Raw genomic sequence first — 13,161 nt, forward strand, 5'->3', positions numbered from 1 at the left:
GGGGGTGGGCGTGGGGGACGGGGACGGGGCGGGGGGCGGAGAGGCGGGCGGGGTGACGGGCGGCCCGGTCGGGTGCGGGGGCGGGCCGGGCACGACGGGCGGGCGGGTGGGGGGCTGGGGGCCCACCACGATCCCGCCGCCTCCACCACCCGGGCCCGGGCCGGGGCCGGGGCGCGGGCCCGGCTTCGTACCCCTGCCGCCGGTGCCGTGGCCCGCGCCGGGGCTCACCGGGAGCACGCCCGTGGTGTCCGGCACCGGGTGCGCGCCGCGCTGGTAGAAGGCCAGCCAGGCCAGAACGGTCCGCAGGTAGGCGCCCGAGTGGTTGTAGCCGAGCACCGCCCGGTCCAGGTCCGCCCTGACCGTGAGGGTCCGCTCCCCCGCGCACAGGTAGTGCCCGGCGGCGAGGGCGGCGTCGTGGACGTTGCCGGGGTCCCGGCGGCCGTCGCCGTTGCCGTCCGCGCCCCAGCGGGCCCAGGTCGAGGGGATGAACTGCATGGGCCCGACCGCCCGGTCGTACACCGTGTCACCGTCGTACGCGCCGTCGTCGGTGTCCGTGATCCGGGCGAACCCGCGGCCGTCGAGGACCGGACCGAGGATGGGCTCCAGTGTGGTGCCGTGCGCGTCGACGCGCCCGCCGCGCGCCTGGCCCGACTCGACCTTGCCGATCGCGGCGAGCAGTTGCCACGGCAGCCGGCAGCCCGGGTCGGTGCGGGCGACGGCGGCCTCGGCACGCCGGTAGGCGGCCAGGACGGTGGCGGGTATCCCGGCGTGGGCGTCGGCCGGACCGGCGCGGCCGGCCGGGGGGACGCCGCCGGGCCGGGGCGCCCGGGGCGGAGTGGGCGAGGTGAGCGGGGGCAACTCCGTGTGGTAGGCGCCGTCGTCCGGTGACCGGCCCACGACGGACCGGGAGGTGCCGCCCACCTCCGGTTCCTCCGCGGCCGGCACCGGTGGCCGGACCGACCCCGGGGCCTGCGACGCGGTCAGGGCGGCCATCGCGGCCACGGCCGCCGCCGTCCGGATGACTCCCCGGCCCGCCCGCGGCCGCCCTCGTAACCTCATGAACCCGCTCCCAGGGTGTCGATGACGGCGATGCGCCACGCGCCGTCCTTCCGGACCGCCTCGACCGCGAACATGGCGGCGCCGTGGGCGGTTTCGGCCTTCTTGGCCGCGGTACGGGTGTGGTTCTGGTCCGCGTAGACCAGCACCCGTGCCCGGTCGCCGTCGATGAGCTCCACGCCGCTGTGCGTGACGGTGGTGGTGAGGACGGGCTTCTGCTCGGCCGCCCGTGCCCGGACCGGGGCGAGCATCGCGCGGTGCTGCTCGACGGCCTTGCCGGTGAGGTGGGTGCGGGCGGCCCGGTCCGCCGACGCGGTCGCCGCGTAGTCGAACGAGAAGAGTTCGCCGACCGCCTTGGTGATCCGGCCCTTCACCTCGCTGGTACGGGCGATGTCGGTGAGCGCGGTGTTGCGGGCGGAGGGTGTGTCGCGCAGGGCGGCCGTCTCCGCGGTGGCCCAGGCGGCGAAGCCGCCCAGGAGGACGGTGAGGACGCCCAGCGCGGCGAGTGGCCGGCGACGTGGCCGAGTCCGCGACGGTGACTCGGCCCCGGCGCTGTCGGTGTCGTCGGGGCCCTCCGGCCGCCCGGCCCGATCGGCGCGATCGGGCAGCCCGGCGCGATCGGGCAGCTCGGGCCGCCCTGGCCGCCCTGGCCGCTCGTGTTTCTCATCCGGCTCGTGCTGCTTGAGGGGATCGGGGCGTTCGGCGCCGGGCGGGGGTGGTACCGCCGTGAGGCGGGAGGCCTGCGCCGTCGCCAGGCGGCGACGCCGGTTGATGAGGTGACGGGTCGTCGACATGGTTCCGGGTCCTCTCGGTTCCTCGGGGGGCGGCGGGGTTCTCGGGGCGCTCTCAGTCGGCGGCGGCGGTGTTGCCGACCGGTGCCTGGCCGAGGGCGCTGAGCTTCCAGCCCGCGGGCGTGCGGGTGAGTTCGCCGAGCATCCGGCTCTCCTTCGCGGCGGGCCTGCCCTTGGGCGGGGTCACCGTGACCCGGAGGGCGACCATCACGCTCGCGCGTCCGGCCCGCGTGTCCAGTTCGGTCACCGCGCCGGACAGCACCTTCGCCGAGGTCACCGTCCTCGCCTGCTGGATCTGCCGCTCGAACTGTGGCCGCCCGTCGGTGAGCTGGGCCAGCAGGTCGCCGGTGGCGGAGTCCTGCCAGGTGTCCAGTCCGCGCCGCAGGTCGCGGTGGTCGAGCGTGTTCATGTTCTGGACGGCCTGCTCGGCCGCGGCGAGCACCTCGTCGCGGGTGGTGGCGTACGCGGTGGACTCGTCGTGGGCCGCCGCGTACCAGGACCAGCCGCCCCAGCCGGCGCCTCCGGCGGCGAGGAGGGCCAGCGCGGCCGCCGCCGTCAGGAGCGGGTTGCCTCTCATGGTGCGGGCCATCGGTGGGGTGCCCCCTATCGCGATCGGATGTCGACGATCCGCCACCGGCCGTCGTGCGGTTCCGCCGTGACGGAGAGCTGCGCGGCGACCGTGGTGGCGGGTTTGCCTGCGCGCTGCGCCACCTGGTCGAGGAAGACCAGGAGGTGCGCGCCGCGGTCGTCGAGCCGGGTCACGCCGGCGCGTACGACGTGGGTGGTGAGCGTCAGCCTCTGCTGTGCCGCCCGCTGCTCGACCTGGCCGAACAGCGCCTCGTACTGGCGGGCCGCCTTGCCCGCGAGGAGCCGCCGGGCCGCCTGCCGGGTCGTGGCGGTGTCCCCGGGGCCGTACGAGAAGACCCGGGCGAGCGCTCCGCCGACCTCCCCCGCCACCCGGGAGGTGGCCTCGGCGTCGGTCAGCGCCCGGTTGCGCAGGGCGGGCGCTCCGGTCAGCTGCTGGGCGCGGAGGAGGAGCCCGGCCCCGCAGCCGAGCAGCGCCAGCACCAGCACCAGCACGACGGCCGTCCGGCGCCGTGCGGGCCGGTGCCGCGCGGGAGGCGCGGGCGCGGGGCCGTTCTCGGTGGACGAGCGCGGTGCGGGGATGGGGCTCCTCACCGTGTGGGCTCCCTTCACGATCCGGCCACCGGTACGGCGGTCAGGGCGGTGACCTTCCAGCCGTCGCCGGTGCGGGCGAGGGTGGCCTCCAGGCGTTTGCGGTCCGTGCCGCCCGGTCGCGCGCCGGCGGGCGTGGTCTCCACACGTACGGTCGCGATGAGCTCGGCCGTGCCGGCCCGGTCGTCCAGGGCGGTCAGAGCGGCGTCGGTGACGGTGGCTCGGGTGGAAGCGCCGCCCGTGGCCTTGCGCGGGTCGGTCGCCTTCAGCTGCTCGTGGAGGTCCCCGGCGGTCGCGTCGAGCCATCGCGCCCGTGCCGTGTCGGGGCGTGAGGCGTCCACGCTGCTGAGGCGGGCGACGTGCCCGCGCCCCGCCGCCAGGGCGTCGTCGCGCGCCTCGGCGTACGCCCGCGTCCCGTCGCCCGCGGCGCGGACGTACGACCATCCGGCCAGGCCGCACAGCAGGGCCGCCACCGCGACCGCGACGGCGGGCCACCACCCCCGCCCCCACCGGCGGTTCACCGGCCGTCCCCCAGCCCGAGCAGGTCGCCCATGCCGTCGGCGGCCGGTGCCCCGCCGGGCGCCGCGGCCGGGGGCGGCGGCGGGCCGCCCCGGGGGGCATTGGCGGAGCCGCGGACGTTGATGCCGCTCGACGGCGGGGAGGCGCAGCGGGCCGAGGTGTTGAGGGCGGGCGGCGACGACAGGTCCAGCCCGTTGCGGTACGTCGTCCCGCCGTATCCCGCCGTGCAGGGCAGGGGCTCGAAGAAGGTGACCGACATGCCGAGGTTGACGCCCTGGGCGGTCACGGCGGTCGCTCCGGCGGCGACGACGGCGGGCATCCGCACCAGGAACTCCGCCATGCCCCGCTGCCGGGTCACCGCCACCTCCGAGGTGGTCAGGAGGTTGGCCACCACGACGCCGAAGGCCGGGTCGAGGTCCCGCAGCACTCCGCTGACCTGGCCGGCCGCTTCCGGGGCCGCGGCGATCAGGGCGCGCAGGTCGGTGTCGGAGGCCTTGAGCCGCGCGGCGAGTTCCTTGGCCCCGGCGGCGAACGAGGTGAGCGCCTTCCCTTCCTCCGCCTGGGTCCGCAGCACCGTCTCGCCGTCGACGATCAGGCGGGAGGTGGCGGGCAGCGCCTCCTCGGCGGCGAGGACGAAGTCGCTTCCGCCGTCCAGCAGTGCCTGGAGGTCGTCGCCGCGTCCGTTCAGCGCCGTACCGAACTCCTCGACGACCGTGCGCAGCGACTCCAGGTCGATGGAGGCCGCCATGTCGCCCACCCCGCTCAGTACGGTGGTGACGGGCGCCGGGGTCCGGGTGTCGGAGCGGGCCACGACCGCGCCGTCGCGCAGGTACGGACCGCTGTCGGAGGCCGGGCGGAGGTCGATGTACTGCTCGCCGACGGCGGAGAGGTTGGCGACGACGGCTTCGAGGTCGGCGGGGATGTCGGGCGCCGAGTCCTTGATCCGCAGTTCGGCCTCCACGCCGTCGTCGGTGAGCCGGATGGGGCCGACGCGGCCGACCGAGACGCCTCGGTAGGTGACGTTGGAGTGGGTGAACAGCCCGCCGGTGGAGTCGAGTCGGACGCGTACGGTGTAGTGGTCGCGCAGGCCGACGAGGTGGCCGACGTCCGCGTACCGCACGCCGACGACGCCGAGGACGAGAGCGCCGATGAGGAGGAAGGCGAGGTTCTTCAGCCGGATGGCGGGGGTCAGCATCAGTTCCTCCCGGCGGACGGCAGGGGCAGGGGCAGGGCCGGTCCGGTGCGCGTGGTCGGTGCGGTGTCGTCCGGGGGCGTGAGCGCCGGGACGATCCGCGTTCCTGGCGCGGCGGTGAGGTCCAGGTAGACGTTGAGGTAGTCGCCCTTGACACCGCGCAGCACCTCGTCGGTGAACGGGTAGGTCAGCAGCACCTCGAGCGAGTCGGGCAGGGCCTTGCCCGAGTCGGCGAGCGCCTGGAGGGTGGGGCCGAGGGCCTTCAGGTCGGCGATCAGGTCGGCCTTGCTCCTGTTGACGGTGTCGACGGCGACGCCGGAGAGGGTGTCGAGCGCGCTGAGCATGGTGAGGAGCGAGCCGCGCTGCCTCTCCAGGACCTTCAGGCCGGGGGTGAGGCCCGTGAGGACCTTGTCCACGTCCCGTTCCCGGCTGGCGAGGGTGGCGGTGAGCCGGTTGACGCCGTCGAGGGCGGCGGTGATGTTGCTCTTGTTGCCGTCGAGGCCGGCGACAAGGGTGTTGAGCCGTTCGAGCAGGGAGCGGACCTCGGTCTCGTTGCCGCGCAGGGCTGTGCCCAGCTCGGTGGTGATGGTGCGGAGTTGCTGGATGCCACCGCCGTTGAGGAGCATCGACAGGGCCCCGAAGACCTCCTCGACCTCCGGGTTGCGGTTGGTCCGGTTCCTGGGGATGCGGGCGCCGTCGCCGAGAGTGCCGTGGGCTTTGGGGGGCGCGGTGAGCTGGATGTACTTCTCGCCCAGGAGGCTGGACTGTTCGAGGTGGGCGTAGGCGTTGGCCGGGAGCCGTACCTCGCCGTTGACCCGCATGGTGACGGTGGCGGTCCAGTCGCTCCGGTCGAGGGCGATGCGGGTGACGCGCCCGACGGCGACGTCGTTCACCTTGACCGCGGACTGCGGCACGAGGCTGAGGACGTCGGCGAACTCGGCGGTGATCTCGTACGGGCGGTCGCCGAGGTCGGCGCCGCCGGGCAGCGGCAACTGCTCGATGCCGGACAGCTCCAGGCCTCCCGCCGGTACGTCGCAGCTCGCGACGGCCGCCGGGAGACCGACGGCGAGGACGAGGGCGGCGGCCAGGCCGGTGATGGTGGTACGGGATGGCCGGTTCACCGCGGGCCGCCCTTCCCCGGTGTCCCGTAGACGGTGCCGACGGCGGGCAGCGGGAGTGCGGGCAGTGCCTCGCGGCGGTCGGGGGTGACGGGGACGAGACCGTCCGGTGTGCCGGACGGTCCTGGGGCGTCCGGGGCGCCCGCCGTGCCTGGAAGGCCTGGGATGCCTGGGGCACCCGGGACGTCCGAGGTGCCCGGGGTGCCGGTGCCGGTTCCGAAGCTGAGTTCGTTGATGTCGGCGCGGCCGTTGAAGGTGCGGTGGAGCGGGTCGTACGCCTTGAGGGCGTTGCCGACGGCGAGGGGCGCGGTGTCGAGCGCCTCCGCGAGCGAGGCGCGCTGGGCGGCGAGCGTCCGGGTGAGCGGGACGAGGAGGTCGACGTTCTTCTTCAGGCTGCCGCGGTTGTCCTGGATGAAGGTCTTGACCCGGGCGAGCGCGGTGCCCAGTTCCTTGAGCGCGGCGCCGAGGTTCTCCTTGTCCTCGGCGAGGAAGCCGGTGACGGTCGCGAGCCGCTGTTCGGCCGTGCGGACGTCGCCGTCGTTGTTCTTCAGCATGGTCGTGAAGGACTGGAGGTGGGTGAGCGTGGCGAAGAGGTCGCCGCTGCTCCGGTCCAGGGTCTTCGCCGCCTTGCCGAACTCCTCGATGGAGTCGCCGATGGCCTTGCCGTTGCCCCGGAGGTTCGCGGCGCCGGTGTCGAGGAGCCCGGCCAGCGCGCCGTCGGCGTTGGCGCCCTTCGGGCCGAGGGCCTCGCTCAGCTCGGTGATGGACGCGTACAGCTGGTCGACCTCCAGGGGTGTGGCGTTGCGGGCGGCGGGCAGCACGGCGCCTTCCCGGATCTCCGGCCCGCCCGTGTAGGCGGGGGCGAGCTGGATGTAGCGGTCGGCGACGACGCTGGGCGCGACGATGACGGCGTGGGCGCCGGCGGGGACCCGGACGCCCTCGTCGATCAGCAGGGTCACCTCGACCTCCTTGCCCTTGGGGCGTACGGGGCCGACGGTGCCGACCCGCACCCCGAGGATCCGGAGGTCGGAGCCCTCGTACACACCGGTGGCCCGGTCGAAGCGGGCGGTGACGCGTGTGGTCCCGGACTCGTCGAGGGCCATGACACCGGAGGCGCCGGCGAAGGCCACGAGGGCGAGTCCGGTGGTGATGCCGATGGCACGCCGGAGGTTCACCGGGCACCGCCTCCTGCCGGCTTGGGCGGCATGCACCCGGTGGCGGGGGGCGTGCCGGGGGCCAGGTAGTGCTTGGGGACGAGGCCGCAGACGTACGTGTCGAACCAGCGTCCGTTGCCGAGGGTGTTGCCGACGAGCCGGTAGTACGGACCGGCCAGTGCGAGCGTCCGGTCGAGGCTGTCGCGGTTCTTCAGCAGGACGCCCGTGACCCGGCTGAGCGCGGTCAGGGTGGGACCGAGCTGCCGGCTGTTGTCCTGGACCAGGCCGGTGAGTTCGGTGCCGAGGTCCCGGGCGCCGGTGAGCAGCCGGTGGATGGCGTCGCGGCGGGCCTGGAGTTCGCCGAGGAGCAGGCCGCCGTCCGCCAGGAGCGTTTCGACGTTGCTCTTCTTCCCCTCCAGGGTCCTGGTGAGCCGTCTGCTGCCCTTGAGGAGTTCGGCGAGCTGCGCGTCGCGCGAGGAGATCGCGCGGGAGAGCGCGGAGAGGCCGGTGGCGGCGCTGCGCACATCGGGCGGGGAGTTCGCGAACGTGGCGGTGATGACCCTGAAGCTCTCGGCGAGGGCCTGCGTGTCGATGGCGTCGATGGTGTCGCCGAGGCCGGTGAGGGCCTGGGTGACGTCGTAGGGGGAGGTGGTGCGGGAGACGGGGATGCGTTCGGCGGGGTTCTGGGCGCGGCCGCCCAGGGGGTCGACGGCCAGGTACTTCTCGCCCAGCAGGGTCTTGATGGCGATGGCGGCGGTGCTGGACTCGCCGATCCAGGTGGTCTCGTCGACCTCGAAGCCCACGGTGACCTTGGCTCCGTCGAGCCCGATGGCGGTCACCTCGCCGACCTTGACTCCGGCGACGCGTACCTCGTCGCCCTCGTCGAGCCCGGCGGCTTCGGTGAAGTCGGCGGTGTAGGCGGTGGTCCCGCCGGTCAGGGCGTCCACCTTGTACGCGCCGAGGGCGACGAGTGCGAGGAGGAGCAGGCCGACGACGCCGACGGTGACGGGGTCGCGTTCCCGTACGGGGGTGAAGGCCGGCCGTTCCGCGCGGGGACGCCCCGGGCGCCGGAGGCGGGGACGCGGGAGGCGGAGCTTCGGCAATCCCGGACGCGGGAGCCGGGGCCGGGGGACGCTCGGGCGCGGGAGTCTCATGCGCGGCACCTCGGTTCGGTGATCGCGATGCCGGTGGGCGGCGGGGAGCCGTCGTCGGTGGTGACGCCGGTGACGGTGGCCTCGCAGAGGTAGAGGTTGAGCCACGATCCGTACGAGGCGAGGCGTCCGACGGCCCGCATCTTCTCGGGCGTGGTGCGCAGGAAGTTCTCGACCCGGTCGCTGCTTTCCGCCAGTTGGCCGGACAGGCGGCCGAGCTGGCGGATGTCTGCCTTGAGCGGGGTGCGCCCGTCCTCCAGGAGCCCGGCGGTGACCGTGGTGAGCGATCCCATGGCGGTGATGGCCTCGCCGAGGGGCTCGCGGTCTCCCGCGAAGCCGCTGACGAGCTGCTGCAGGGTGACGACGAGGTCGTTGAAGCCGGCTTCACGGGCGTTGACCGTCTTCAGCACCGTGTTCAGGTTTTTGATCACTTCTCCGATGACCTTGTCCTTGCCCGCGACGGTGGTGGTGAGCGAACCGACGTGCTGGAGGAGGGCGTCGACGGTGCCGCCCTCCCCTTGGAGGACCCGCACGATCGAGCCGGCCAGGGCGTTGACCTCGTTCGGCGACAGTCCCTGGAAGAGCGGCCGGAACCCGTTGAAGAGCTGGGTGAGGTCGAGCGCGGGAGTGGTGCGTTCGAGCGGGATGACCGCACCGGCGGGCAGGGAGCGCCCGACGGGGCCGGTGCCCCGGTCGAGGTCGACGTAGCGCTGGCCGACCATGTTGAGGTACTTGATCGACGCGGTGGCCGAGGCGGGCAGGGCGCGGTTCCGGCGGACGGCGAAGGCGACTTCGGCGACCCGGCGGTCGGCGACCCTGATCGACTCGACCTGGCCGACCTTCACGCCCGCGATGCGGACGCTGTCGCCCTCGACGAGGCCGGTGGCGTCGGTGAAGCGGGCCTTGTACGTGACGGTGTCACCGACGCCCTTGTTGGCGACGGAGAACGCGAGGACGGTGGTGGCGAGGACGGTCACCACGATGAAGGCGAGCGATTTGACGAGCGGTCCGGCGAGGGAGCGGCGCTTCACTCGAGGGTCACCTCCGCTCCGCGGAAGACGGGTCCGGTCAGGACGGTGCTCCAGTCGGGGAGGGCCTGCGGCGCGGTGCCGAGGCCCGGGGCGATCAGTTCGTTGACGAGCTGGTTCTCCTGCGGCGAGTTGGGCAGGCCGAGACCCTGGTCGCCCGCGCGGGAGGCGGGGGCGGGTTCGCCGGTGTACGGCACGGCGTAGCAGTGGGGGCCGCCGGTCGCGTCGTACACGGGCCGGTCCTTGCCGGGGACGTACCGGCCGAGGGAGGGGACGGTCCGGACGTTCACATGGAGGCCAGGCTCGTCGGTGCCCTCGCCGAGCGCCTTGTCCATGGCGGGGACGAAGCCCGCGAGGGTGCGCAGGGTGCAGGGGAACGAGGAGGAGTGACGGGCGAGGAGTTCGAGGGTGGGGCGGGACGCGGCGGAGAGCCGGATGAGGTTGCTCCGGTTGTCGCGGAGGAAGGCCGTCAGGTCCTGGGCGGAGGCGGTGGTGGCGCCGTGGAGGTCCGCGAGCCCGGCCTGTTGGTCGGCGATGGTGCCGCTGGTGGTGGTGAAGTCGGTGAGGGCGTCGAGGATGTCGGGGGCGGCGTCGCCGTACACCCGGCTGACCTCGACGAGGTGGGCGATGTCTCGGTTGAGGGCGGGCAGGTGGGGGTTGAGCCGCTTCAGGTGCGCCTCGAGGGTGACGAGGGTGCGGCCGAGCTGCTGCCCGCGTCCTTCGAGGGCCTGGGCGACGGCGGTGAGCGTCGCGGACAGCTTTGCCGGCTTGACGGCGGTCAGCAGCGGGAGCAGCCGGTCGAGGACCTGTTCCAGCTCGACGGCGTTGGAGGAGCGGTCCTGCGGGATCGTGTCACCGGCCGTGAGGGCGAGGGGTGACGGATTGACGCGGGGCGGTACGAGGGCGACGAACCGTTCGCCGAAGAGGGTGGTGGGCAGCATCTGGGCGGTGACGTCGGCCGGGACCCGGTCGAGGTGGCGGGGGTCGAGGGCGAGGGTGAGCCGGGCGCCGGTGCCGTCGGCGCGGATGTCGCGCACCTCGCCGATGACCACGCCGCGCAGTTTCACCTCCGCGCCGCGGTGCATCTCGTTGCCCACGCTGCCGGTGAGGACGGTGATCGTGGCGTCCCGGGTGAACTCCTTGTCGTACACCGCCAGCGAGAGCCGGACGAGGAGGACGGGCACGAGCAGGAACACGACCCCGGCGAGCCGTCTGCGTACGGTCGTCTTGTTCATCCGGCCACCTTCACGGTCGTGGTCGCGCCCCACAGCGCGAGCGAGAGGAAGAAGTCGGTCACGCTGATCAGCACGATGGCGTTGCGTACGGAGCGGCCGACGGCGACGCCGACGCCGGCCGGGCCGCCGGTGGCGCGGAAGCCGTAGTAGCAGTGGGCGAGGATCACCAGCACGCTGAAGATCAGGACTTTGAGGATGGAGAGCAGGACGTCGTCCGGCGAGAGGAAGAGGGTGAAGTAGTGGTCGTAGGTGCCCGCCGACTGGCCGTTGAACAGCACGGTGACCGTGCGGGACGCCGCGTAGGAGGAGAGCAGCCCGATCGCGTAGAGCGGGATGATGGCGACGACGCCCGCGATGATGCGGGTGGTGACGAGGTAGGGCATCGACCGCACGCCCATCGCTTCGAGGGCGTCGACCTCCTCGTTGATGCGCATGGCGCCGAGCTGGGCGGTGAAACCGGCGCCGACGGTGGCCGAGAGGGCGAGGCCGGCGACGAGCGGGGCTATCTCACGGGTGTTGAAGTAGGCGGAGATGAAGCCGGTGAAGACGGAGGTGCCGATCTGGTTGAGCGCGGCGTGGCCCTGGAGGCCGACGACGGTGCCGGTGAACAGAGTCATGGCGATCATCACGCCGACGGTGCCGCCGATCACGCCGAGGCCGCCGCTGCCGAAGGCGACCTCGGCGAGCAGGCGCTGCACTTCGCGGGAGTAGCGGCGCAGGGTGCGCGGGGTCCACGCCAGGGCCTTGACGTAGAAGATGAGGTGGTCGCCGGAGCGGTCGAGCCAGGCGAGCGGGGAAGCCATCGTCAGGCTCCCTTCGCCGGGACGACCTGGAGGTAGATGGCGGTGAGGACCATGTTGACGAAGAAGAGGAGGAGGAAGGTGATGACGACGGACTGGTTGACCGCGTCGCCCACCCCCTTCGGCCCGCCGCGTGGGTTGAGACCTCGGTGGGCCGCGACGATGCCGGCGAGGAAGCCGAAGATCAGCGCCTTGATCTCGCTGATCCAGAGGTCGGGGAGCTGGGCGAGGGCGGAGAAGCTCGCGAGGTAGGCCCCGGGGGTGCCGTCCTGCATGATCACGTTGAAGAAGTAGCCGCCCAGGGTGCCGACGACGGAGACCATGCCGTTGAGGAGGACGGCGACGAGCATGGTGGCGAGCACACGGGGCACGACGAGGCGCTGGACGGGCGAGACCCCCATGACCTCCATGGCGTCCAGCTCCTCGCGGATCTTGCGGGAGCCGAGGTCGGCGCAGATGGCGGAACCGCCGGCGCCGGCGATCAGCAGGGCGACGATCAGGGGGCTGGCCTGCTGGATGACGGCCAGGACGCTGGCCCCGCCGGTGAACGACTGGGCGCCGAGCTGCTGGGTGAGCGAACCGACCTGGAGGGCGATGACCGCGCCGAACGGGATCGAGACGAGTGCGGCGGGCAGGATGGTGACGCTCGCGACGAACCAGAACTGTTCGACGAACTCGCGGAACTGGAACGGCCGCCGGAAGATGTCCCGTGCCACGGTGACGGCCAGCGCGAACAGTCGCCCCGTCTCCCGCAGCGGCGCCAGCGCCCGTGCGGGCGGCCGGTGCCCTCGGGCGTCCGCCCCGCGGCGGTAGCCCCCGCGTCGGACGCCTCGCGGCGGGTGGGCGGGGCGGGGTACGTCCGGGTGGTCGGCGGTCATGAGGCGGGACCGCCGACCGTACCGGCGGGGGCGTAGCTCCGCAGGATCGCGGCCCTGGCGGGCTCCGGCAGGTGGGGCAGCATGGCGAGGACCCGCTCGCGGCGGCGCGGCACGGCGGCACGGGGCGGCAGGCCGGCCGAGGGCTCCAGCTGGGGGGCGAGGGCGCGGGGAGCGTGCGAGGCGGGCGTGCGCTGCTCACGCGCGAGCGTCGCGGCGTCCTTCTCCTCCGACATGCCGATGGGGCCTTCGCGGCGCCCGCTGAGGAATTGAGCCACGACCGGCTCGTCGCTGGTGAGCAGGACTTCGCGCGGTCCGAAGGTGACCAGGTTGCGCCGGAACAGCATTCCCATGTTGTCCGGGACCGTGGCCGCGATGTCGAGGTTGTGCGTGACGATGAGCATCGTGGCGTCGATCTGGGCATTGAGGTCGATCAGCAGTTGCGAGAGGTACGCGGTGCGGACCGGGTCCAGGCCGGAGTCGGGTTCGTCGCAGAGGATGATCTGCGGGTCGAGGACGAGGGCGCGCGCCAGGCCGGCGCGTTTGCGCATTCCGCCGGATATCTCGCCGGGCAGTTTCCCTTCGGCGCCGACGAGTCCGACCATCTCCATCCGTTCCATGACGATGCGCCGGATCTCCGACTCCTTCTTGCGGGTGTGCTCGCGCAGCGGAAAGGCGATGTTGTCGAACAGCGACATCGAGCCGAAGAGCGCCCCGTCCTGGAACATCAGGCCGAACAGCTTCCGGGTCTCGTAGATGTCGCGCTCGGGACTGTTCACCATGTCGACGCCGTTGATGAGAACGCGTCCGTGCTCCGGTTTCAACAGTCCGATGATGGATTTCAGGAACACCGTCTTTCCGGTGCCCGACGGTCCGAGCATCACGCTCACCTCGCCGGCGGGCAGGGTGAGGGTCACGTCCTGCCAGACATTCTGTTTGCCGAAGGATTTGGTGAGTCCTTCGACGACCACTTCTGTTCCCACCACAACTCCCGGGTCCCGCTCTTGCTGGGGAAGTGACAAAAGTGCGTCGGGGGCCGCACGTTACGGTCACTCGGAGGACTTCG

General features: G+C 73.1%; 14 protein-coding genes. All 14 read right to left on the reverse strand.

The features are described from left to right. The coding region (locus tag ABD347_RS26930; RefSeq protein ID WP_344366045.1) for a lytic transglycosylase domain-containing protein at positions 1–1,059 on the reverse strand (1,059 nt) is incomplete at its 3' end. Beyond that, positions 1,056–1,850: a hypothetical protein gene (locus tag ABD347_RS26935; RefSeq protein WP_344366048.1), complete on the reverse strand. Its 795-nt coding sequence runs from the start codon at positions 1,848–1,850 to the stop codon at positions 1,056–1,058. The genes ABD347_RS26930 and ABD347_RS26935, both read right to left, overlap by 4 nt. A 52-nt stretch (positions 1,851–1,902) precedes the next feature. Next, positions 1,903–2,424: a hypothetical protein gene (locus ABD347_RS26940; protein ID WP_425575773.1), complete on the reverse strand. Its 522-nt coding sequence runs from the start codon at positions 2,422–2,424 to the stop codon at positions 1,903–1,905. Between the two features lie 26 nt (positions 2,425–2,450). After that, positions 2,451–3,026 (reverse strand): hypothetical protein, encoded by a 576-nt coding sequence (locus ABD347_RS26945; RefSeq protein ID WP_344366052.1) that lies wholly within the window; start codon positions 3,024–3,026, stop codon positions 2,451–2,453. 14 nt (positions 3,027–3,040) lie between these two features. Beyond that, complete coding sequence (locus tag ABD347_RS26950; protein ID WP_344366054.1) at positions 3,041–3,544, reverse strand: hypothetical protein; 504 nt, start codon at positions 3,542–3,544, stop codon at positions 3,041–3,043. Beyond that, positions 3,541–4,737, reverse strand: a complete 1,197-nt coding sequence (locus ABD347_RS26955; RefSeq protein WP_344366056.1) for an MCE family protein — start codon at positions 4,735–4,737, stop codon at positions 3,541–3,543. The genes ABD347_RS26950 and ABD347_RS26955 overlap by 4 nt, the downstream gene beginning before the upstream one ends. Further along, positions 4,737–5,855 (reverse strand): MCE family protein, encoded by a 1,119-nt coding sequence (locus tag ABD347_RS26960; protein ID WP_344366057.1) that lies wholly within the window; start codon positions 5,853–5,855, stop codon positions 4,737–4,739. Before ABD347_RS26960 ends, ABD347_RS26955 begins: the two co-directional genes overlap by 1 nt. Then, a complete protein-coding gene (locus tag ABD347_RS26965; RefSeq protein WP_344366058.1) occupies positions 5,852–7,027 on the reverse strand; it encodes an MCE family protein in 1,176 nt (391 codons plus the stop codon). The genes ABD347_RS26960 and ABD347_RS26965 overlap by 4 nt, the downstream gene beginning before the upstream one ends. Further along, the gene (locus ABD347_RS26970; protein ID WP_344366059.1) at positions 7,024–8,160 is read right to left on the reverse strand and encodes an MCE family protein; all 1,137 of its coding nucleotides are present in this window, start codon (positions 8,158–8,160) and stop codon (positions 7,024–7,026) included. The genes ABD347_RS26965 and ABD347_RS26970 overlap by 4 nt, the downstream gene beginning before the upstream one ends. Further along, the gene (locus ABD347_RS26975) at positions 8,157–9,188 is read right to left on the reverse strand and encodes an MCE family protein (RefSeq protein WP_344366060.1); all 1,032 of its coding nucleotides are present in this window, start codon (positions 9,186–9,188) and stop codon (positions 8,157–8,159) included. Before ABD347_RS26975 ends, ABD347_RS26970 begins: the two co-directional genes overlap by 4 nt. Continuing rightward, positions 9,185–10,420 carry an MCE family protein gene (locus ABD347_RS26980; protein WP_344366062.1) on the reverse strand — a complete coding sequence of 412 codons (1,236 nt, stop codon included), beginning with the start codon at positions 10,418–10,420 and terminating at the stop codon, positions 9,185–9,187. Before ABD347_RS26980 ends, ABD347_RS26975 begins: the two co-directional genes overlap by 4 nt. Continuing rightward, the gene (locus ABD347_RS26985; protein WP_344366065.1) at positions 10,417–11,223 is read right to left on the reverse strand and encodes an MlaE family ABC transporter permease; all 807 of its coding nucleotides are present in this window, start codon (positions 11,221–11,223) and stop codon (positions 10,417–10,419) included. Before ABD347_RS26985 ends, ABD347_RS26980 begins: the two co-directional genes overlap by 4 nt. Before the next feature lie 2 nt (positions 11,224–11,225). Next, positions 11,226–12,098: an MlaE family ABC transporter permease gene (locus ABD347_RS26990; protein WP_344366066.1), complete on the reverse strand. Its 873-nt coding sequence runs from the start codon at positions 12,096–12,098 to the stop codon at positions 11,226–11,228. Then, a complete protein-coding gene (locus tag ABD347_RS26995) occupies positions 12,095–13,078 on the reverse strand; it encodes an ABC transporter ATP-binding protein (protein WP_344366068.1) in 984 nt (327 codons plus the stop codon). The genes ABD347_RS26990 and ABD347_RS26995 overlap by 4 nt, the downstream gene beginning before the upstream one ends. Between the last annotated feature and the right edge of the window lie 83 nt (positions 13,079–13,161).

Origin of the sequence: Streptomyces gobitricini (assembly GCF_039532985.1) — a bacterium.
GTDB classification, from domain to species: Bacteria; Actinomycetota; Actinomycetes; order Streptomycetales; family Streptomycetaceae; genus Streptomyces; species Streptomyces gobitricini.

Excerpts from the sequence above, each read along its gene's own strand:
- ABD347_RS26935 (WP_344366048.1), bottom strand. The coding sequence starts at position 1,850 with ATGTCGACGACCCGTCACCTCATCAACCGGCGTCGCCGCCTGGCGACG.
- ABD347_RS26940 (WP_425575773.1), bottom strand. The coding sequence starts at position 2,424 with ATGAGAGGCAACCCGCTCCTGACGGCGGCGGCCGCGCTGGCCCTCCTC.
- ABD347_RS26955 (WP_344366056.1), bottom strand. The coding sequence starts at position 4,737 with ATGCTGACCCCCGCCATCCGGCTGAAGAACCTCGCCTTCCTCCTCATC.
- ABD347_RS26970 (WP_344366059.1), bottom strand. The coding sequence starts at position 8,160 with ATGAGACTCCCGCGCCCGAGCGTCCCCCGGCCCCGGCTCCCGCGTCCG.
- ABD347_RS26980 (WP_344366062.1), bottom strand. The coding sequence starts at position 10,420 with ATGAACAAGACGACCGTACGCAGACGGCTCGCCGGGGTCGTGTTCCTG.
- ABD347_RS26985 (WP_344366065.1), bottom strand. The coding sequence starts at position 11,223 with ATGGCTTCCCCGCTCGCCTGGCTCGACCGCTCCGGCGACCACCTCATC.
- ABD347_RS26990 (WP_344366066.1), bottom strand. The coding sequence starts at position 12,098 with ATGACCGCCGACCACCCGGACGTACCCCGCCCCGCCCACCCGCCGCGA.